22 protein-coding genes, 2 tRNA genes, 1 pseudogene and 2 riboswitches are annotated in these 21,251 nt (G+C 35.6%); of the genes and pseudogenes, 9 read left to right on the top strand and 16 right to left on the bottom strand.

The genetic code is table 11. From position 1 onward, the window contains the following. Positions 1-368 precede the first annotated feature (368 nt). Positions 369-1,649, top strand: a complete 1,281-nt coding sequence (locus Q1A47_RS12210; protein WP_026679907.1) for a DUF5068 domain-containing protein — start codon at positions 369-371, stop codon at positions 1,647-1,649. 207 nt (positions 1,650-1,856) lie between these two features. Here Q1A47_RS12210 and Q1A47_RS12205 read toward each other — a convergent pair whose 3' ends face one another. Both Q1A47_RS12205 and Q1A47_RS12200 read right to left on the bottom strand, forming a co-directional pair. Then, positions 1,857-2,249 carry a hypothetical protein gene (locus Q1A47_RS12205; protein WP_026679908.1) on the bottom strand — a complete coding sequence of 131 codons (393 nt, stop codon included), beginning with the start codon at positions 2,247-2,249 and terminating at the stop codon, positions 1,857-1,859. A 107-nt stretch (positions 2,250-2,356) separates the two neighbouring features. After that, positions 2,357-3,799 (bottom strand): MDR family MFS transporter, encoded by a 1,443-nt coding sequence (locus tag Q1A47_RS12200; protein WP_026679909.1) that lies wholly within the window; start codon positions 3,797-3,799, stop codon positions 2,357-2,359. 115 nt (positions 3,800-3,914) lie between these two features. Between Q1A47_RS12200 and Q1A47_RS12195 the strand changes: the two genes are divergently transcribed. Beyond that, positions 3,915-4,781: a TetR/AcrR family transcriptional regulator gene (locus Q1A47_RS12195; protein WP_026679910.1), complete on the top strand. Its 867-nt coding sequence runs from the start codon at positions 3,915-3,917 to the stop codon at positions 4,779-4,781. Between the two features lie 434 nt (positions 4,782-5,215). Here the strand turns inward: Q1A47_RS12195 and Q1A47_RS12190 are convergent, their stop codons facing one another. Then, the gene (locus Q1A47_RS12190) at positions 5,216-5,533 is read right to left on the bottom strand and encodes a DUF4870 domain-containing protein (RefSeq protein ID WP_026679911.1); all 318 of its coding nucleotides are present in this window, start codon (positions 5,531-5,533) and stop codon (positions 5,216-5,218) included. A 239-nt stretch (positions 5,534-5,772) separates the two neighbouring features. Here Q1A47_RS12190 and Q1A47_RS12185 point away from each other — a divergent pair, with 239 nt between their 5' ends. After that, positions 5,773-5,985 carry a hypothetical protein gene (locus tag Q1A47_RS12185; protein WP_152525393.1) on the top strand — a complete coding sequence of 71 codons (213 nt, stop codon included), beginning with the start codon at positions 5,773-5,775 and terminating at the stop codon, positions 5,983-5,985. Between the two features lie 202 nt (positions 5,986-6,187). Further along, a complete protein-coding gene (locus tag Q1A47_RS12180; protein ID WP_026679912.1) occupies positions 6,188-6,412 on the top strand; it encodes a DUF3221 domain-containing protein in 225 nt (74 codons plus the stop codon). A gap of 223 nt (positions 6,413-6,635) precedes the next feature. Here Q1A47_RS12180 and Q1A47_RS12175 read toward each other — a convergent pair. After that, positions 6,636-6,708: transfer RNA gene (locus tag Q1A47_RS12175), tRNA-Arg, on the bottom strand. A gap of 224 nt (positions 6,709-6,932) precedes the next feature. Between Q1A47_RS12175 and Q1A47_RS12170 the strand changes: the two genes are divergently transcribed. Both Q1A47_RS12170 and Q1A47_RS12165 read left to right on the top strand, forming a co-directional pair. Further along, positions 6,933-7,583: a deoxynucleoside kinase gene (locus Q1A47_RS12170; protein ID WP_166530655.1), complete on the top strand. Its 651-nt coding sequence runs from the start codon at positions 6,933-6,935 to the stop codon at positions 7,581-7,583. 14 nt (positions 7,584-7,597) lie between these two features. Next, complete coding sequence (locus tag Q1A47_RS12165; protein ID WP_026679913.1) at positions 7,598-8,281, top strand: deoxynucleoside kinase; 684 nt, start codon at positions 7,598-7,600, stop codon at positions 8,279-8,281. Between the two features lie 132 nt (positions 8,282-8,413). Here the strand turns inward: Q1A47_RS12165 and Q1A47_RS12160 are convergent, their stop codons facing one another. The 4 genes and pseudogenes from Q1A47_RS12160 to proC all read right to left on the bottom strand — a co-directional run bounded on the left by Q1A47_RS12160 (position 8,414) and on the right by proC (position 10,794). After that, complete coding sequence (locus tag Q1A47_RS12160) at positions 8,414-9,529, bottom strand: transposase (protein WP_299632270.1); 1,116 nt, start codon at positions 9,527-9,529, stop codon at positions 8,414-8,416. 35 nt (positions 9,530-9,564) lie between these two features. After that, positions 9,565-9,679, bottom strand: a pseudogene (locus tag Q1A47_RS12155) (transposase); the annotation flags it as partial. Continuing rightward, positions 9,670-9,966, bottom strand: coding sequence for a TIGR04104 family putative zinc finger protein (locus Q1A47_RS12150; RefSeq protein WP_026679914.1), 297 nt, complete (start codon positions 9,964-9,966; stop codon positions 9,670-9,672). The gene Q1A47_RS12150 and the pseudogene Q1A47_RS12155, both read right to left, overlap by 10 nt. Positions 9,967-9,981: 15 nt before the next feature. After that, positions 9,982-10,794, bottom strand: coding sequence for a pyrroline-5-carboxylate reductase (proC, locus tag Q1A47_RS12145; protein ID WP_034678423.1), 813 nt, complete (start codon positions 10,792-10,794; stop codon positions 9,982-9,984). A gap of 431 nt (positions 10,795-11,225) precedes the next feature. Between proC and Q1A47_RS12140 the strand changes: the two genes are divergently transcribed. Further along, positions 11,226-11,969, top strand: a complete 744-nt coding sequence (locus tag Q1A47_RS12140) for a GTP pyrophosphokinase family protein (RefSeq protein ID WP_026679916.1) — start codon at positions 11,226-11,228, stop codon at positions 11,967-11,969. Positions 11,970-12,065: 96 nt separating this feature from the next. Here the strand turns inward: Q1A47_RS12140 and Q1A47_RS12135 are convergent. The 5 genes from Q1A47_RS12135 to Q1A47_RS12115 all read right to left on the bottom strand — a co-directional run bounded on the left by Q1A47_RS12135 (position 12,066) and on the right by Q1A47_RS12115 (position 16,249). Beyond that, positions 12,066-12,158: transfer RNA gene (locus Q1A47_RS12135), tRNA-Ser, on the bottom strand. Positions 12,159-12,437: 279 nt separating this feature from the next. Further along, positions 12,438-13,643, bottom strand: coding sequence for a M20 family metallopeptidase (locus tag Q1A47_RS12130; RefSeq protein WP_026679917.1), 1,206 nt, complete (start codon positions 13,641-13,643; stop codon positions 12,438-12,440). Between the two features lie 29 nt (positions 13,644-13,672). After that, entirely contained in the window at positions 13,673-14,491 is an 819-nt protein-coding gene (locus Q1A47_RS12125; RefSeq protein WP_026679918.1) for a MetQ/NlpA family ABC transporter substrate-binding protein, read from the bottom strand. 86 nt (positions 14,492-14,577) lie between these two features. Continuing rightward, positions 14,578-15,228: a methionine ABC transporter permease gene (locus Q1A47_RS12120; protein WP_026679919.1), complete on the bottom strand. Its 651-nt coding sequence runs from the start codon at positions 15,226-15,228 to the stop codon at positions 14,578-14,580. Beyond that, positions 15,218-16,249 carry a methionine ABC transporter ATP-binding protein gene (locus Q1A47_RS12115; protein ID WP_166530657.1) on the bottom strand — a complete coding sequence of 344 codons (1,032 nt, stop codon included), beginning with the start codon at positions 16,247-16,249 and terminating at the stop codon, positions 15,218-15,220. The genes Q1A47_RS12120 and Q1A47_RS12115 overlap by 11 nt, the downstream gene beginning before the upstream one ends. A gap of 72 nt (positions 16,250-16,321) precedes the next feature. After that, positions 16,322-16,425: riboswitch (SAM riboswitch) on the bottom strand. Between the two features lie 81 nt (positions 16,426-16,506). Next, a riboswitch (SAM riboswitch) is annotated at positions 16,507-16,613 on the bottom strand. Between the two features lie 189 nt (positions 16,614-16,802). On the opposite strand from Q1A47_RS12115, the gene Q1A47_RS12110 reads away from it, so the two are divergent. Both Q1A47_RS12110 and Q1A47_RS12105 read left to right on the top strand, forming a co-directional pair. After that, positions 16,803-17,858: an NAD(P)/FAD-dependent oxidoreductase gene (locus tag Q1A47_RS12110; RefSeq protein ID WP_026679922.1), complete on the top strand. Its 1,056-nt coding sequence runs from the start codon at positions 16,803-16,805 to the stop codon at positions 17,856-17,858. Positions 17,859-17,874: 16 nt separating this feature from the next. Next, a complete protein-coding gene (locus Q1A47_RS12105) occupies positions 17,875-18,840 on the top strand; it encodes an ABC transporter substrate-binding protein (RefSeq protein ID WP_166530658.1) in 966 nt (321 codons plus the stop codon). A 122-nt stretch (positions 18,841-18,962) separates the two neighbouring features. On the opposite strand, the gene Q1A47_RS12100 is transcribed toward Q1A47_RS12105, so the two are convergent. Genes Q1A47_RS12100 through Q1A47_RS12090 form a run of 3 tightly spaced genes read right to left on the bottom strand, consistent with a single transcriptional unit; the run spans position 18,963 to position 20,866 of the window. Then, the gene (locus tag Q1A47_RS12100) at positions 18,963-19,292 is read right to left on the bottom strand and encodes a hypothetical protein (protein ID WP_026679924.1); all 330 of its coding nucleotides are present in this window, start codon (positions 19,290-19,292) and stop codon (positions 18,963-18,965) included. Next, positions 19,280-20,377, bottom strand: coding sequence for an anti-sigma factor (locus Q1A47_RS12095; RefSeq protein ID WP_051388246.1), 1,098 nt, complete (start codon positions 20,375-20,377; stop codon positions 19,280-19,282). Before Q1A47_RS12095 ends, Q1A47_RS12100 begins: the two co-directional genes overlap by 13 nt. A gap of 3 nt (positions 20,378-20,380) precedes the next feature. Next, entirely contained in the window at positions 20,381-20,866 is a 486-nt protein-coding gene (locus Q1A47_RS12090) for a sigma-70 family RNA polymerase sigma factor (protein ID WP_026679926.1), read from the bottom strand. Between the last annotated feature and the right edge of the window lie 385 nt (positions 20,867-21,251).

Here is a 21,251-nt window from a genome sequence, read left to right as displayed (position 1 = left end):
TAAGATATAACGGCTACCCCTACTAGCCTGTTACTTCATCTAATGTCACTTTATACCACAAAGAGACATTAAAATATCCGGAAATTTGACAGCGAAGTAAATTCAATTGTATGAAAATATAGTGTATAAGTCTGATATGATTTATTATTTCTCAAACAATTTTTGTTGTTCTAAATTGATCAAATCATTGGTTTAACTTATGATAAATCAATAATAACAACCGATTATTTCATATATGAATTTATAAAGGGCTAAGATTATTTAATTATTTCATTTTAAACAACAATAGAACTTTTTACCGATATAAAACTTACAATAGTTGTAGTATTATTTCACTAACTTTACAATTTTATGGAGGTACCAGATTCATGTCGAAAAAGATAATTATGCTACTCATCACAATCGTTATTACTGCCCTCATTGTAAGTGGATGTGGCAGTGATAAAAATGAAGCAAAAGATAGTGAAGCAAATGATGCTAAAGAATCAGCTACTACAAAAGAAGACTCAAAAAATGAAGCAAAAGCAGAGGAGGAAACAAAAGAAACAGTACAACAAGAAAGTGATGGTTCAAATGATTTCTCCAAGTTAATTAGCTACATGGAAGAACAAACAGAAGGAACTACGGAAGTGGTTTATGAAAATAATGAACCACAAACACATGAAATGGAAGGTGTAACTGTTTCATTAGATGGTTACTCACTTGTGGAGCTTAAAGATTTCCATACAGATTACGCCATTCCATTCAATGATCAAACAAATGGCGGAGTCATTGTTGCAAAATACACAGTGAAAAATGATACCGACAACGATGCATATTATATGCCATCCTTCTATTTATCTTATACAGGAGCACAGAAATCTTTCAATAATTACCGAGATTTATTACCTGAAGAAGAACAGCTTCCTACAAAGTTGGCTCCATCTAATGACTATGTCATTAAATCAGGGGAAACGATAACTGGTTATTATACTTATCCTTTTGGTGAAGACCAATGGAAGCAAGTGCTTGCAGAATCTACTGCTACAGCAGAAGTCCCTGCACCACAAGCTAAAAAAGATGATTTCTCTTCTACCTTTGGCAAAAAAGGTACGTTTACCTTTAGTCTAAATAAAGAAGGAGCAGAAAAAGTAGAAGATAATAAAGCATTTTACCAAGACAAAGCAACTGCCGGGAATATGGGCGATAAAAAAATGCTAAGTCAAAAAGACGGAATTGGGGAAAGTGAAAAATTAGGTGATATTACGGTTACACTAGATGGTTATCAGTTTACAGAATTCAAACCAAATAAAGAAGAAGCACCACGCTTTGAGGCATTTTCTAATGGAATCGTCTTATTAACCGTGAAATTTAACATTGACAATAAAAGCGATTCTGAGGTTGCACATAGCTCCATTATGTCGAAGTTAACGGTAAATGACGGCTCTCAATATATGCTAAATGAAGGCATGTTACTTAACTATAAATACGATGATATGATTGAATCAGGTAGCGCTGGTGAATTACTCCAAATCTATACGTTAGACCAAGAACAATACGAGAAAATCTGGAAAGATAAATCATTCGAGGTTGAAATCGGACCAATGAAAGACCAAGAGGCAAATGATATATCAAAAGGAAAGAAAGCTACATTTACATTACCAAAATAACACTGGAATATGCGAGTGATGTAGGAAAGTGAGCAGTCTGTTAGGAAAGCTCACTTTCCTTTGAATTAACAAAAACTTACGAATACCCTTCAGTGCTGTTTTTATTATAGAAACACGATGTAGCCTTCGTGTAATTCTTTTTCACTGTTTAAAACGTTTACGCCTTTATCAGTGCTGTAGCTAAAAAAATTACATAAATGAAGTATATTAATCTAGTGAGTTTTTTATTAATTTAAATCGTTCATTGATCATGCCATGAGGGTTTATATTTTTATGTGTAACGGCTTTCGATGAAAAGCTCGCAAAATTTAATCCTGCCCCAAAAATTTGTAAAGCTCCATCAGCCAAGTTCCCTTTTTTTAATGCTTCGATACCATCTTCGATAAAATTATTGCTCTCATCTAAATGGCAATCTGCTATATATTTATCTCCCTCGTGAAATAATTTAAGGTTTTCCAAAATTTGATTAGCTGTTTTTTCTGATATATCGGCATCAATATTCATAAGCATTTCGTTTATAGGCTTAACTAGATTGCCATACAAACTATCATATGCTTCGCAGTAATCATTTATTTTTTCTCTTAGCTCTTTTGCGTTCATAATCTAACCCCCCACTATTAAATTCAATTATAGTATGCTCCGATTCATTTACTTTATCAAAACAACTGCTTAAAATACTTTCCAAAAAAAATCCTCTAAATATTTTCCTATCTACCTTTTCGGTTATCCTTAATTAGAAAGCAGATTATGAATGCAAAAATAACAAGTACAAAAGCAGCCATAAATCCATTATTTATCCCTTTTACCATAGCTTTAGAATATGAACCGGCTTCCGTCAAGACATGTTGACTCGTAGAGAAATTACGAACCGATATCGTCATCACGCCTACCATAATAGCTGCACCAAGTGAAGCAAATACTTGGCGTACAGTATTATTTGCTGCTGTACCATGGCTAACTAATTTCTGAGGTAGCGCATTAATTCCAGCAGTTGCAAGTGGCATCATCGTTAGTCCCATTCCCACCATTCTTAACATATAAAAAAAGATTAGCCACCATATGGTTGTCTCATTCGTTAGAAACATGAATGGGAATGTACCAATGAGGAGAATAGTCATTCCAACAATAGTTAACGTACGAATACCATACCTATCAAATATCTTTCCCGATATGGGAGAAATGATCCCTAAAACAATAGCACCAGGAAGCAGGATTAAACCTGATTGAAGTGCAGAATAGCCAAGTATTTTTTGTGTAAAAATTGGAAGTAGAATTTCAGATCCGATCATTGTCATAAAAATAATAGAGACAATAACCGTTGTTACAGCAAAGGTTCTGCTTTTAAATACACGTAGTTCCAACAAGGGCTCTTTTAATCTAAGTTGTCTTAAAGAGAACATTAATAATATTACTATCCCTATCACGCAAGTAATCCATACAATTGAATTACTCCACCCTGTATCTCCAGCAAGGCTAATACCATATAACAATGATCCTAAACCAATACAGCTTAATACGAATGATAGAATATCCAACTTCGGTTTTGTTAGGGGAATTACATTTTTAAGTAAATAAAATGCTAAAAATAGATTGATAACAGCCAATGGTAAAACAAAATAAAATAGATACCGCCAATGATAAACGTCAACAATCCACCCAGCTAAAGTTGGACCAATTGCCGGTGAGAAGGCGATAACAATACCAACGAGCCCCATTGCCTCTCCTCGACGATTGGCTGGGAAAACTAAAAACATCAATGTTTGCACTAATGGAATCATTACACCTGATCCAATCGCTTGGATGATCCGTCCAAGCAATAAATGGGAAAACGTGGTGCTTAGCGCACAAATTATTGTCCCCAATATGAAGCTTCCCATTGCAATCAAATATAGTTTTCTACTTTCTATTTGATGTAATAAATAAGCAGAAGCAGGGATTAAAATTCCATTTATGAGCATAAATGAAGTGATTAACCATTGTGCATCATAAGCAGAAACATGTAAATCCTCTATTATTTTAGGAATTGCTGTAACTAATAACGTTTGATTTAAAATAGTTAGAAATGCTCCCATTAATAAAACAACAACAAAGCCAGCTCTATTAAACGGTTTCCCATTAATGTCTACTGGCGGAGAATTAGATTCTTTCATTATTATTCACACCTTTTTACTTTAGTTTATTTTTTTATACTTAAGTATAATTCCATTTATATAGTATAGGTGCTATAATAAAAATGTCAATATATTTTTTAGGAGAAGAAAATACATGGCAAAAGAAAAACAGATCGTTGATGCTGCAAAGTTGTTATTTCAGACCAAAGGTTTCCACTATACCTCTGTTCAAGATATTCTCAAGCATTCAGGAGTTTCCAAAGGGACCTTCTATAATCATTTTTCCTCTAAATCCCAATTAATTCTTTCAATTATTCAAGAAGTCGATGCAAAGGTGGAAGAGCAACAAAAGCAATTATTAATAGAAGGCAATATACATAGTAAACAAACGCTTTATTCACAGCTTCGTGTAAAACACGCCCTTTACAGCTCTGAAAATATTCTAGATCTCTATAATATTGCGTTAGCTGAAAATGATGAAAAGTTGAGTCAATATATGCAGGAGAATCATTATAATGAATTAAACTGGTTAGCCAAACGTTTAATTGATGTCTATGGGATGGAAATTGAGGCAAATGCTATGGACATAGCTACTCATTTTACTGGTGGATTAGGTTATCAGATGCGATATTCTAACCAAATGAACCTAAACACCAATAATTCGTCTATTCTTGACTATAATATTCTTCGATTAGAGAAGAATATAGAGATTACAAAACAAGCTAAACAAATTCTTTTTCCTTTTAACTTTGGGAATTGGAATGAGACGGAAGAATCGATTGCCTGGAAAATCAGGAATCTCCTCGATCAGATTAATCATGACATAAACACGAGGGAAGAAAAGGAATTAATTGATTTTATTTTAGAAGAATGCGAACAACACACACCAATCAGGTGGAGTGTTTGTGAGGGAGCAGTTCGTCAATTACACACGATTGCATCTTCTCTACCTAAAAAAGAGCAACAATATCAAGAAGTAGTTGACCTCATCGTCAGTCAAGCAAGAAAAAATAATCGTTGATATGCAGTGGAAATTATTTTACTCATCAACATAATTATAAGCGCAATTGGTTGAGGCATAACTAAACTAGGTATAGCTAAAGCCGAATAACATTTTATTCTTTCTTCTCATTCTGAGATAGACGCTTTACACTAGCACGGTCTCAGTTAATGCGGCTAACCAAAATTTGCTTAACTGCGTGGATCTTCGGACTCGATCTGTTTCCATAGGGGATTAACTCCCCCTCTTTTAATAGTTATCATCACTATTTCAAAAAATTGAAAGATAAAAATAAAACTCTAAACCACTGTCCGGGTATCACTTTGTATACTCGGATTATGGCTCGGAGTTTTTTTATCTCAATTTATTTTGTCTCTTCCTCATTTCTTTAAAATTCCAGTTTGTAATCTAGAAAACCAAAATAGCTATTAAATGATAAGAGCTTTTCATTTATATTAATTTTCATTTAGCACTTTGATCCCTCTCACAAGATTCCAAATGAAAAAATACACATTTACAATAACAGCGAGAATAGCTACACCTATTAAAATACCGCCATTAACGGTTTGACTTAATTGACTGATTCCTAGTGTTACAGCAATTACAATAATGCAAACAATCGTTATAAATGGAACAAGATGTGCCCACAATGCTTTTATTGCATGGTGCTTTACACTTTTATCGGCAACAAAATAAACAATAATAGGAAAAAGAAATGGGGCAAAAAAGATACTAAAATAGCTGAGCGAGGACAAAATATTATTTGGCTTCATATAAATCACCCTTTTTTTAAAGTTCCTAAACCACTTTACCACAAAGAAGCCATATATAGTCTTACGGTTTTGTAAGGTAGTAGCATCTTTAAGTGGCTCAGTCGTGGCGAATCTGGATTAATTGAATATACACCGCAAGAGGTTGGTCAGAAAATTACGATATAGAATATGATTATGCAGTAATAAAAGTACAACCTATAGGTGATTTTCATGTAGGCGAGGTCACTGGGACACTTAGCATGACAGACCAACGTAATCTAGATTCTGAAACTCTAAGTATCTATGGATATTCAGGAGATTTAATGAGTGAGGATAATCAGATTTCTCAATGGGTAATGTGTGGTTCAGTTTACAATTGGGATCAAAATATGGTTTATTATAAAATTGATACAAATGGTGGACCTAAAGCTGACGATGAGTTGATAACTTTTGTACTCACAATAGCACCTTAGTATCAACTCTATAGATAAAGAAAAGAACCTCATATCAAATAGGTTCTTAATTACATATCATAAATCTTTATGTATAAAACAATATTTTGGAGGTTATGAAGTTTGTTAAGAAAAAGCATGTCTCTTAGTTATTTGATCATATTATTCATTTTTATTGTAGGTTGTACTAACAATGGAAATCAACAAAAAGACCTAAATCAAGATGTCTCGCCAAAAAGATCCACCTAGGAATGGAGGAAAAGAAGGTTATGTAATACAAAAATACGAAACTACTTTTTTATTTGCACCTACTTGGGAAGAGGAATTGTTGGAAAAATATGAAGAGAGTAAATTGGGAATAAGCTATCCAAATGCAATATCTGTTAATTTATCAGATGTAGATATTAATTTAGATGAGATAGAAGTAGGCCAACCAATACGAGTATGATTTGATAGAATATTGGAAAGTTTCCCCCCTAGTAGACATGCTGTTAAGGTTGAAATTATGGAAAAATAAGTACCCCATCCAACTAAGGACGGGGCTTATTTTTTGCTACAATTATTATTGTTCTGTTTCAAGGTAAAAAATACCCCTCATAAAGTGGCGAGAACAGTAGTTCTAATTTAATAAGTGGTATGAGCAATTTCAAAAATGAAAGCCCATAAAGCTACGCCCCCGGCAGGATTCGAACCTGCGACACACGGTTTAGGAAACCGATGCTCTATCCCCTGAGCTACGGGGGCATGATTGCATGAGTAAGAAAACTAGATAACAATGAAATTATCAATAAAATTCTTCCAATTCATGCTTGATATAGAATTGGATTTTCTAATCCAGCACTATCCATTATACAAAATTACAACGACCTTGAAAAGTACTATACGAAATTATACATGGTACTGCTTTAACTTGTATGATAAAATATAATACATCTGTTTTAGGTAGTTATGGATTGGAGGATGAAGCTATGGCAGGAGTTCCTTTTATTGCAATTGAAGGACCAATTGGTATTGGAAAGACATCGCTTGCCAAAAAAATTTCCTCACATTTTGATTTTCACTTATTAAAGGAAATTGTGGAGGAAAATCCATTTCTCGGAAAATTTTATGATGATATTGAGGAATGGAGTTTTCAAACAGAAATGTTCTTTTTATGCAATCGATTTAAACAATTAGAGGACATTGATACAAAATTTTTAAGCAAAAATAAATCAGTAGTAGCTGATTATCATATATCGAAAAACATGATATTTGCAAGACGGACACTCCCAGTTAATAAATTCGAGAAGTACGAACAGATTTATCATATTTTAACAAAAGATATGCCCGTTCCAAATATGATGATTTATTTGCATGCAAGCTTGGATACCATTTTGCAAAGAATTCATCAACGCGGAAGAGAGATAGAACAAAACATTAAGCCATCTTATCTTGCACAGCTGTCTCAGGATTATGAGGATTACATGAATGAATTCGAGCTCATGCATCCAACTATTCCCGTTATCCGCATTAATGGAGACGAGATGGATTTTGTCCGCTATCAAAATGATCTAGACAGTATCATTAATCAGGTCAATGTACAGCTTAAAAAAGTCGCTGAAGAGGCGAGAAAAGGTTAAAGGGGAACACAATCATGCATTTAAGAGAAAAATATCTTATTCCAAATGACAGTATTATTACCATTGCTGGTACTGTCGGGGTAGGGAAGTCAACAATGACAAACGCATTAGCAAAAGCACTTAAATTTAAAACATCGCTGGAGAAAGTAGATACAAACCCTTATCTTGAGAAGTTCTATGCTGATTTTGAACGCTGGAGCTTTCATTTACAAATTTACTTCTTAGCAGAACGCTTTAAAGAACAAAAAAAGATCTTTGAATACGGTGGTGGATTCATCCAGGATCGTTCCATATATGAGGATACAGGAATTTTCGCAAAAATGCATTATGATAATGGAACGATGTCAAAAACGGATTATGAAACATATACAAACCTATTTGAAGCAATGGTCATGACACCATACTTCCCGCATCCTGACTTACTCATTTATTTGGAGGGATCCTTTGATGAAGTGCTAGCACGTATTCAAGAACGTGGGCGTGAAATGGAGAAAAGTACACCAATTTCCTATTGGGAGGAAATGTACAAGCGTTATGAAGAATGGATTAATAACTTCAATGCATGTCCAATCCTAAGGATTAATATATCTGATTATGATTTGATGAAGCAGGAAAATTCTATTGAACCTATTCTAGAGAAGATTGGACATTTTATTCAGCAATCTAGAAGATGGAAATCGAGAGAGTTAATGAAATAGGAAGTGAACTACTCCCACCACTTAACACCCTTACGGGTTGCTTGAAGTGGAGGCTTCTTGGGTAATCGCCACTTTTGGTAGCTGACGAAATGGACCAAGCTAACCCTCTTGTTCCAAGAGTTTATATTTTCATTAGGCACTTGCTAATAAGCGAATACCTTCTTTTTTGATATTGAGAGCTGAATTATAATCTCTATCGAGATTTAGCCCACACGAACAAGCGTATGTTCTAATTTCTATAGGCATTGGTTGGGTATTTCCGCAACTCGAACAAGTTTTGGTAGATGGGGACCATTTATCAATTTTGATAAATTGTTTCCCTTGTTCTTTTAGTTTGTACTGTAAGAAAGAAGTGAACATTCCCCATCCATTATCAACTACTACGCTTTTACCGAATTTAAGTGCTTGTGACATTCCTTTCATGTCTAAATCTTCAATCACAACAGCATCGAAGTTAGACACTAACTCCTTTGATTTATGGTGAAGAAAGTTCTTGCGTTGATTGGCAACTTTCTCTTGAATGTTAGCTACTCGAATACGTTGTTTATTCCAATTTGCAGAGCCTTTCTTTTTACGAGAAAGTTTCCGTTGTTCTTTTGCTAATTTATTAAGTATTTGTCGATAAAACTTAGGATAATTGGCTTTCTCACCCTCACTATCAACAAACAACCCATCCATTGAAAAATCTAAGCCAACAACTTTTTCAATTTCCTTCCTTTTTATCTCCTTCTCGTACTCTGTAAGAATCGAAATATAGTATTTTCCTGATGAAGTCATAGACAAGGTACAAGATTTAATGGTGTACTCCGAAGGAATTGCTCGATGTTGCTTGATTTTGACCATTTTTAATTTAGGTAATTTGATATGACCATCCAACAACTGAATATTTCCATTGACGACATTCGTTGTGTAGCTTTGTTTATGGCGTTTGCTTTTGAATTTTGGGAACCTGGCATGCCCTTTGAAGAAGGCTTTATATGCCTTATCTAAATTTAGTTGAGCGTTTGCCAACGCTAATGAATCGACTTCTTTTAGCCATTCGTATTCTTTTTTGTAATTGGCAGGGGTAGGATGTTTTACCTTTTTCCATGCTTCTTTATCATCTTTTAGGCTTTCATACGTTTCTTTTCGTTCTGCTAACATTTTGTTATAGACAAAGCGAACGCAACCGAAGGTTTTACGTATAACCAAAGCCTGTTCATCTGTTGGATACAATCTAAACTTGTACGCTTTATTTTGTTTAGCCATATCAAATCACCTCACTTTATCCTTTGATTTTCAATCTATTTTTTAACTACTTCAATAGGCGAACCGCCAGTCGTCAACAAAAAAACTTCTTGACCAAAACATTTCTTTCCATAACTTTTTACGAACAGGAGGAAAATCCCTTACCACAATGGTTCCTCTTCTTTACTTAAGCCAATCATAAACGGTGTTGTCGTCACGATACTAATCAATAAAAGCAGTCCAATTAAAATCACATAAGGTATAGAAAGATTTAAATAGATATTACCTATTAAAATCAAGGGTAATAAGATTAGAGATGTCATACTACTTTTCTTTCTGCTGTTCGCTGATAGGTAATTCGCTTCTTCACAATACGGGCACTTCATTTTCATTCGAAAGGAACGCTTTAATGTATCCATATAGTTCCAGTTCTTATCGCAATGAGCACAACTCGGCATTGCTGTACCTCCTTATTATTCCTTCCCTAACGCTATGGATCGATCCCGTGCTGCTTGCACACACTCGATGATTATTTGTTGAAATCCATTCTTCTTTAAAGATTCTAGACCCGCTTGCGTTGTTCCTGCTGGGCTCGTAATTTTTTTTCGTAATACATCAGCTGTATCTTCAGATTGGCTAAGCATTTCACCAGCCCCAAGAATTGTTTGGGCAATTAAAGCCTTTGCCGTATCCTTATGCAACCCAGAATCAACGGCTGCTTTTTCCATTGCTTCTACCAAATAATAAATATACGCCGGGCCGCTTCCAGAAATTGCTGTTACCATATGCATATCTTCCTCATCAACTACTACCGTTGTTCCAATCGTATTAAATAGCGTAACTGCTTCCTGAACATGATCCTTACTTACACCTTTTCCAGCAGAGATAGCAGTTGCAGATTCACCAATAGATGCTGAAGTGTTTGGCATTGCTCGAATAACTGGTACATTTATACCGATAAATTGTTTTATAGCTGTAGTAGAAATACCTGCTGTTACAGATATAATTAATTGATTCGCTGTAATATAGTCCTTGATAGAATCGATGGCTTGCTCTATATCGTATGGTTTGGTAGCCAAAATAATTATGTCTGTATCTGTTGTTATCTTTTCTTTATCCATTACGCTATTAATTTGATACCTTTTCTCTAGTCGAGAAATTCGCTCCTGATTACTTCGATTGGTTACTGAAATATGATTATTATCTACGATCTCTGCCCGAACCATTCCTGATATAATTGCTTCAGCCATTGATCCTGCTCCGATGAATGCGATTTTTTTATCCATTTCCAATTACCTCCTAGATTAAATTCAATACGTTCCGTTAGATACTTACTACTTATTTGTTTTTCCAAAAAGAAAAGCTCCTTTCATCCTTCAAATAAGGACGAAAAGAGCATTTCCGCGGTACCACCTAAATTGACATAGCTAACCTATGCCCAGCTTTTATTGTTAACACAGTCTTCATCTGCGGTCAGATTTATTCTAACGGCTCCTGGATAGGTTCATACAAGTCGTTTACGTCTGGGATCTTTCAGCCGATGGATCCCTTTCTCTTTCGTACGCCCGCTGCATTACTGGTCCAATCACTGCCTTTTTAAAATATTATTTGGTTAGATATGTACTATATGCTGAAATGCTTCAAATGTCAAGAAAACGTGTAATTTAGGTTAAATTAAGCTAAACTAAAAATAATCATCAAGGAAAGAAGGGCTAACATGGCTAATTCAATAAATCAAATTCAGCAGCTTAAACAAATTCGCGATCAAATGACACGTTTTATGATGACCTATAAATTTGGTCTTGATGAAATTAACACAAAGCTTCAGATCCTTCAGGAGGAATTTCAGCATTTCCATGACTATAATCCGATTGAGCATATTAAATCAAGGATAAAATCTCCAGAAAGTATTCTAAAAAAAATGTACCGAAAAAATCTAGATATTTCACTTGAATCCATTAGAGAAAATATCCATGACATTGTAGGTATTCGTATTGTTTGTTCGTTTATTTCTGATATTTATCGCGTTAGCGAAATGATTCAGCAGCAAAAGGACATAACCGTGATTTCCTGTAAAGATTATATAAAACATCCTAAATCCACCGGTTATCAAAGTCTCCACCTTATTCTTTCGATACCTGTGTTTATGTCAGATCGTGAAGAACATGTATATGTAGAAATTCAAATTCGTACCGTTGCTATGGATTTTTGGGCAAGTCTTGAGCATAAGATTTACTATAAGTATAATAAAGTAATTCCTGATCATTTATCAAAAGAATTAACGGATGCTGCGAAAGTAGCATCAGACCTCGATTTACGAATGGAACAATTACATAATGAAGTGAACCATATAAAAGCACAGGAAGGTGAAGACAACGATTTACAATTATTAAAAATAGCTAATGAAAGCTTTGCACTTCCTCGTAAACTTCTCGAATCATTTATAAAAGAAACGAAATAAGCAAACTTCAACAATTCCGTTTCCATATACAGCGAAAAAAACCGCTACATGGTAACGGTTTTTTTATCTCCAAAATTTTATGCGCTATTTTATAAATGGAGGAGGTAGAGGGATTCGAACCCCCGCGGGCTGTTACACCCCTGTCGGTTTTCAAGACCGATCCCTTCAGCCAGACTTGGGTATACCTCCGTGACAACAAAATATAATATACCATGCATAAATAAGCTTGTCAATGACAATAATCCATTTCGGAAATTTCCGTCATTTATAGATGTGTATATTTGAATTCACTTCATACATGCTTATCACTAAAAACCTCTATAAACAAAGTGAAAGTTCAATTCAATAGAGAAATTACTGTATGCGGATAACCGAACACTCTGGATCCAAAAAGGCTAGTTGAATCGTTAAAAATTATGGAGGAAATGAGAATGTTATCTTCATTCCCCCATATTCCCATTATCCCTATTATGCTTGAGTTCTTTCAACATATTCTTCATAAATACGTGCATAGACTGCTTTATCGGTAATAAGCTTTAAAGCAGTAAATGCGGATGCCTTGGCTGCAACAATGAGAGCCTCATCAGCCTGCTTTGATTTAGCAGCTTCACGAAAGGCTACGGTATGACCAACTAAGTCACTAGAACCAATTTTAATATGCGGATGGATTGTTGGAACAACCTGACTAATATTTCCTGTATCTGTTGACCCCAACGTTTTTCTTTCTTCTGTGTTAACTGTCTCCCCTAATTCTTCGACGACTTCTTTAAAAACGTCATCAAAACTACGATTTATAATAAAATTATCGACCTCATTTTGAAATGGGGTAACCTTCAGCTGTGAACCAGTTGCTAAAGCCGCTCCTTCAGCAATCGACTTAACTCGATCAGTTACTTCATTTAATGTATTTCTCGATGCTGCTCGGATGAAAAATCGTGCCTTTGCATATTCAGGAACCACATTAGGAGCATGACCACCATCTGTAATAATTCCATGAATACGTACATCACTTGGTACATGCTGACGTAAAGCATTTATCCCGTTAAACAATTGGATCACACCATCCAATGCATTTATTCCTTCTTCTGGATGCGCTGATGCATGAGCTGGCTTCCCAAGAAATTCGAAATCTAATGGATCTACAGCTAAGCTTGGTGACGTTAGACTAGTTTCGGCACCTGGATGTACGATAATTGCAGCATCAAGCTGGTCAACAAGCCCTGCCTTTACAAAACTTCCTTTCGCACTGCCATTAGGTCCACCTTCCTCAGCTGGTGTTCCTAATACAACTAAATTCCCACCAATTTCATCAATTACTTTACTTAGACCAATTGCAGCAGCAATACTGGTGGCGCCTATCACATTATGGCCACATGCATGCCCAATTCCAGGCAACGCATCATATTCCGCTAAAAATCCAATGGTCCGTCCTTTAACTCTACCATGTTTCTTTGCGATAAACGCTGTTTGGTGCCCGGCTATATCTTTTTCAACGTCAAAGCCTTCCTCAACTAAAATATCTGTTAATGTTTTAGCTGCAAAGAATTCCTGATTTCCGATTTCTGGGTTCTCATGTATGGTATGACTAATCCCTATATATCTTTCTTTATTCGCATCAATATAAGTTGCAATTCGCTTTTTAAGTTCCACGATATTACCTGTAACGATAGTCATCTTCTTCACCTCTCTATATTATTATTTGTCTAATGTCCTATTTCATTTAACGGTACGAACGTTGGAATTGAATTTCCGTCTCTTTCTTTTTCTATAAAATTCGCAACATCCTCGGTTTGATAAATATCTGCTAATTTCTTCAACACTTCATCATCTTGATCCTCTTTTTGGACAGCGATGATATTTATATATGGCGTTGCTGTTTCATCTTCATGGTAAATGGAATCATCTAACGGGCTAAAACCTGCATCAACTGCAATCCCATTATTAATAATAGAAGCATCGACATCAGGTAAAACACGCGGTGTTTGACCAGCCACTAGCAATTCAAATTGAAGATTCTTTGGATTCTCAACAATCTTATCTAATGAACCATTGCCATCAAATCCTTCTTCTAACGTTATCAACCCTGCGTCCTGTAACAACAATAGACCTCTCCCCATATTTGTTGCCTCTTTTGCTAAGGCAATGGTTCCACCTTCTGGAATATCTTCTGGACGATCATGCTTTTCAGAATATAAGCCCATTGGAGCAATAACTGTTGTTGCAATTGGGGTTAAATCTAAATGATGTTCTTCAATAAAAGCATCAAAATAAGATACCGTCTGAAAAGCATTTGCATCGATTTCCCCCTCAGCTAATGCTAAGTTGGGCTGAACATAGTCAGAAAAACGAACGATTTCGACATCTATCCCTTCTTTTTTTGCTTTTTCTGCCACGTAATCCCAAATGGCTGTATCTGATCCACTAATCCCGACTTTCACTGTTGTAGCTGCATCACTACTCGAACATGCTGTGATAATGCTTGTCAATATAATCAATAAAAAACGGATGGTTATTCTTTTCATGCTGTTCTCTCCTTATTTTTAAATACGTTACTTAACGATAAATGCTTTAAAAAATAGCTAGAAAAAAGCGTTCAAATTAATAGTCATTACCGACGTCTAATTTTTTTAGAAATGAAATTGCCTGTAGATTGTAAGCCTTGAACCATAATAACGAGAATCCCTACGGTGATAATCATAACCAATGTATCAAAGCGTTGATATCCGTAAGTAATAGCTAAGTCGCCAAGGCCTCCACCCCCTACTGCACCTGCCATGGCAGATGCACCTACGAGTCCAATGGTGGCAATCGTAATACCCAATAACAAGGAGCTAAGCGCTTCTGGAATAAGGAAGCGCATAATTATCTGTTTAGGTGTTGCACCCATAGCCTGTGCTGCCTCCATCACACCTGGATCAACCTCTAGTAGTGAATTTTCTATTAATCGAGCAATATATGGGCCAGCATATAAAATCATTGGAACAATAGCTGCCGCAGTTCCAATTGAAGTTCCAACTACCAAACGAGTAAATGGTATGACAGCAACCATTAAGATAATAAACGGAATAGATCGGAACACATTTATAATGGCATTTAATACGGTAAAAACTGCTTTATTTTCCCATAAATGACCTTTTCTTGTGACAACAAGTAAAATCCCTAAGATTAGACCAATTACAAACGAAAAAAGCAAGGAAACGCCAACCATTACAATAGTCTCCCATAATGCTTCCACAATTTGTTGACCATTAACTAACATCTGCTAGCACCTCCTTTACCGTTACCTTCTGTTGGTGAATATGCATGATAGCACGATTTATTTCATTTTCATCACCATCTAGTTTGACGATTAAATTGCCAAATGGTGTTCCCTGTAGCTCCGTAATACTGCCAAATAACACATTTACATCAACCGCATATTGCTTAGCAATTTCTGATAATAGCGGTCGTCCCGTCGATGCCCCAAGGAATACAATTCGATAAATTTTCTGACGTTGATCCCGCACTTTTAACAGCTCATATACGGATCTAGGAATATCATCATGCATCACAGACCGTACAAATTTATGTGCAATCTCTGTCTTTGGCTGTGCAAACACTTCGAATACGGAACCTGCTTCTACTACTTTCCCCTCATCCAATACCGCTACCTTATCGCAAATCTCGCGAATAACCCCCATTTCATGCGTAATAATCAAAATGGTTAGGTTATATTCTTCATTTATCTTCTTTAGCAGCTGTAAAATTGATTTCGTAGTTTCTGGATCTAGTGCTGAAGTTGCTTCGTCACATAATAATACCTTTGGCTTCGTAGCAAGGGCACGAGCAATTCCTACACGCTGCTTTTGTCCACCAGATAGTTGATCTGGATAATTATCTGCTTTATCTTTTAATCCAACAAACTCTAGTAGTTCTATAACCCGACGCTTCACTTCATCTTTTGGTACATTAGCAAGTAATAACGGCATCGCTACATTTGCGAATACTGTTTTAGCATTTAATAAATTAAAATGCTGAAAAATCATCCCGATGCTTCGTTTAGCTTCACGTAGATCCTTTGGAGAAAGGCTTAGCAAATCTTGATTATTAACCGTTACTTTTCCCGAAGAGGGACGTTCTAATAGGTTCACACAACGAATAAGGGAACTTTTCCCAGCACCACTAAAACCGATAACACCAAATATTTCACCTTTTTCAATGTGCAAATTCACATCGTCTAATGCCTTTATTTGTTGTTGCTTTCCATTATAAATTTTACTTACACGTTCAAATGTAATCATGATGTATCACTCCTTTATGTCTATACTAAAAATGCCTCTTCAGTTAAGAAGAGGCATCCATATACTATCCTCTTCTTATCTTTCAAGCTCTTAGCTTGCTGGATTTGGCACAGTACTTCATAGAGTCTGTTGCCGAGGTTTCAAAGGGCCAGTCCCTCCACCTCTCTGGATAAGAAGTTACGCTATAAAATTTTGTCCCGAATAAAAAAATCCCTCCTTGTTTGTAAGAAGAGATTTCCATATCTATTGGCGCTCTCTTCTTATTTTCCAAGCACAAATGACTTGTTGGATTTGGCACAGTACTTTGTAAAGTCCGCTGCCGAGGCTTCAAAGGGCCAATTCCCTCCACCTCTCTGAATAAGAAGTTTATATTTTGTAATTGATATATACAATACTACGCTTGCGACATCCTGTCAATTACTATTTGAAAATTTTTTATAAACCTGTCATTTATTTTTCTAACCGTTTATTGCTTTCCTAAAAAAATTCTGTATAATTAGTCATAGTGATAATGATTCTCATTATCATCAATGGCGAAGGAGGTAATTATAATATGCAACATTTAGATATTACAGATGTAACTATTGTTGGTGGTGGACCAGCAGGTTTATATGCATCTTTTTATAGTGGCATGAGGGATTTATCAACTCGTATTATAGAATATCAACCAAAGCTTGGTGGTAAGGTACACGTATATCCAGAGAAAATGATTTGGGATGTAGGTGGATTAACTCCTGTAACTGGAGCTACCTTAATTGATCAAATGGCAGAGCAAGCATTGACATTCGATCCTGAAGTCATTCTCAACGAAAAAGTTACAAAAATAGAGAAAAATGAAGATAACCTATTTGTATTAACTTCCCATTCTGGTAATCAATATTTAAGTAAAACAGTAATTCTTGCAGTTGGTGGCGGTATATTAAATCCAATTAAAATTGATATTGAAGGTGCAGATCGATTTGAGGTAACAAATCTGCATTATACCGTACAAAGTCTTGAGCATTTCAAAAATAAAAACATTATCATATCTGGTGGGGGAAACTCAGCCATTGATTGGGCTAACGAATTAGAACCAATAGCTAAGCAGCTACATATGGTGCATCGTAAAAATGAATTTACAGGACATGAAGCACATATTTCGCAAATCATGAATTCTACAGCTAACATCCATTTTAATTCAACCATTGAGAAGTTGCATGCTAATGCACAAGGCGATCAAATCGAAGCCGTGGAAATACGAAACCACGAGACAAATCAAGAAGAAGAAGTGAAAACAGATGCGCTTATCATTAGCTATGGCTATGAACGAGAATTAACGTTTATTAAAGAAAGCCCTTTAAATATTGAAATAGAAAGGGATTTCTTTGTAAAAGGAACCTCGAAATCAGCTACTTCCATTGAAGGTCTTTATGCAGCTGGTGATATCTTATCGTTTGATGGGAAGGTACACTTAATTGCTGGAGCATTTGTAGATGCAGCGAATGCCGTTAATCAAGCAAAACTATTATTAGAACCTGATGCAACAGCAAAAGCAAGGGTATCTTCACATAACGATAAATTTAATTCAAGAAATAAAGCGCTATTAAGGCATCTATATCAAAAATCATAAGCTAAGGAGATTGAAAATGATTAAAAAATTGCGCTTACCAGTTTTTCTAGTTATTCTTGCTGTCTTCTTATCAGCATGTGGTGGTAATAATAGCTCAGAAGAAGAATCAGAAAATCAAGATAGCAATGAAGATAATAATAAACAAGAAGAAATGCGTAGTTTTGAAACCGCTAAAGGGAATGTCGATATACCAGTTAAACCAAAACGAATTGTCACCGACTACTACGGGGGCGAACTACTGTCCGTAGGTGCAAACGTAGTAGGTGCTGAACCAACAGCATTTGATAATCCATTTATATCAGATTTATTAAAGGATGCAACAGATGTTGGCTATCCACTCAATGAAGAAAAAGTATTATCGCTAAAACCGGATCTAATCGTCGTTATGTATGATGATAATTACGAGGCATTATCTAAGATCGCTCCAACCATTCATATCCCATACGGTACTACATCTGATGTAGAAGAAACCGTTAAGCTATTCGGTGACATCACAGGTAAGCCGGATCAAGCAGAAGCATTCCTCACTGACTTTCATAAAAAAGGAGAGGAAGGTCGTAAAAAATTAGAGGGTGTTATCGAGCCGGATGAAACATTTGGCATTTATGAGCTTACAAACAAAGGGGAATTGTGGACCTTTGGTGATAATTCAGGTAGAGGTGGACAAGCCTTGTATAATGCGCTCAAATTAAAGATGCCAGAGAAGAACAGTGAAGGAGAAAGTACGAAACAGCTTTCTCTAGAGGTACTCCCTGACTATGCAGCTAATTATATGTTCTTAACCACGTATGACCCTGAAAATGAAGGGACAGCTTTACAAGACTTGAAAGATTCTGCTGTTTGGAAAAATTTACAAGCTCATAAACAAGATCAAATCTTCTATAATGACTTTGATATTTTTTATCGTTACGACCCAATTGCAGTAAAGAAACAAATTGATTTATTCGTTGAGATGATTATCGAACGTAAAGAAAATCAGTAATCAAGTAAAACAAACTACTTGTTGGTCACTTACCAGCAAGTAGTTTGTTTAATATAAAGATGGACTACTCCAAGATTTCTAGTATTTCTCTGTTTTCCATGTGAAAAACGTATTTACTTTCCTCATGGCTTTGGATAAATGCTTAGCTCAAAGAAACCGACGATAACAATACAAAATGCGGTAAATACATAAATACTGAATGCTAACAAGGTAAAGGTTTTTTTAAAATTTATTCTTGTTAAACTAATTAAACCAAAAAGTGTACCAAGAAAGGGTAGTACACCAAAGAAGATATTCGTAAGTCCCGCAACTTCACCGAAGGTTAGTAAAAAAATATTTAAATAGGCTAATGTAAGCAATGCACATATAAAAGACGCGATACCAAATTTCGTTTCTCTTAATTTTAGTCGTTTCTTTTTTTCTTTTCTATGAAATAAACTTACCAATTCCATAATCGCACCTCCCCTATATGAATCGCTCGAATTGCTTCATTTTCTTGTAGTTTTAATATCTCTTTTGTAGGTCCTGTAAGTACCCCGGCATAAACATGAATCCCATGGTTCATTAAATAACTAATCCGATCATTCAGCTCTAATGATTTTGCATGGGAAATGGCTACCGCTTGCTCTTCATATTTTTCTAGTAAATGAAGACTATCTAAGAATTGTGCTTCATTTGATTTTGAATTATTGTACGGTGACCAAGCATCAGGATCTGTTTGGGCAGGATAACCGATTGGCGCCAGATATCTTCCTTCTAGATCTTTACCTGTGGATTCTAAACCAGTATCTATAGCATACCATCGCCATTCCACATCCATTCCATCTACGATGTCTGGCATTTCATCTGGGTTTGTAAGTTTATTTAGTGAGACATATATTTCAGAAACAGTTCCTTCTGGCAGTTTTTCAAGTGTATCCCAAGCTGTATTATCTCGATTCGTAATCGTTGCTTTAGGGTGATATAGTTTTTTTGTATCAAAATATGGGATTCGCTCTTTCGGAGATTCTGTAATATAGTTTCGTACTGGCATTTTTGCATCATCGAATAGATATTTGACCTGCCACTCCCCTTGCTTTATATCCTTTTTGCCAATTCGTTTGAAAAGATCCATCTGAACTTGAAAATGAAATAAATTAATCTGCTCCTCTATCTCCATTTCTTCAAGACTAACATTTGGCTCCGTGACGTAAACTGTATTAATTGCAACATCTATAAGTTCTTCAGCCTTATTATTCACGCCATAGTACAGATAACTAGCTATCACCATAATAGGGTATATGAGTAATAGGATCATAACAACATAGGCTACTAAGGAAAATTTAGCATGCCGAATACTACTGTTTAGAATTTGCTGGACTTTTTCCGGAGGTATATCTTCACGATCATTCTCCTGATCAACAGATGGTATCTCTTTCCCTAGTATTTCCTGATAATCATCAAGCCTATCTAATTCCTCCTCTACTTCCAGAGCTTCCTCCTCTGACAGCTCACCATTATAATATTTTTTTAGCTTTTCTTTCCATTCTGTGCTCATGCTTCACTCCCCTTTTTTATAAAGCTGTCTAAGTCGTCCTCTTCCACGGAAAATATGGGATTTCAAGGTGTTCTCCTTTACTGATAGAATAGTAGCTGCTTCTTTATAGGAATATCCTTGAATATCACATAGAAGAATAGCATCCCGCTGTAAGGGCTTCAATTGATCAAGCTTTCGGTACAATTCTCTAATATGTAAGTGTTTTAAAAAATCTAATTCTGTTGATTGATCGTGAGCTATTTTCGAAAAAAATTCTGGTTCCTGATAAACAATTCTTTTACTGTGCCTCATATAATCAATGAAAAGATGGTAGGCTATTTTAAACAGCCATGCTTTAAAGGACTTTGGCGGTGATCTATCTAATGCTATGTATGCTTTCATAAATGTATCGTGAGTCAAATCCTCTGCTAATTCCTTATCCTTACATAGGGAGAATAAATATCGATAAACATCTAAAATATAAAGCTTATATAAGTCTTGTATATCCAATATTCCTCCCCCTTCCTCCCTAAATAACGAATTCGCCTCATAAAAAGTTGCAGCTCTTTAGAATTTGATGCACTTTTTTAATAATTCGAAAGTAGCAGATACAATAACAAAAGCGGAAACGCCTGATTAGAAACGTAGCGACTGGAGCGATTCAACGGAGATAAAGGAATCACGGTGAGCTTGTGAGCCAATGATGACTTAATCGTAGGGCGATTCGTGAAGTAGCCTAGTTACTGGACGCTGGAGCTGGATGCAGCCCAACAAGCCTATATTTATCCATAGGGGAAATTTTATAATTTCCTAGAAAAAAAAACGGAGCAAAATTCGCTCAGTCCTTATCACTACATGCTCAGATTTACGCTTTCTCTAGTAGCTATTATGGAAT

The sequence above is a fragment of the uncultured Virgibacillus sp. genome (genome assembly GCF_947495635.1).
Taxonomy (GTDB): domain Bacteria; phylum Bacillota; class Bacilli; order Bacillales; family Amphibacillaceae; genus Virgibacillus; species Virgibacillus salarius.
Note: the sequence above shows the minus strand (reverse complement) of the source record. Positions and strands in the feature narration are given on the sequence as shown.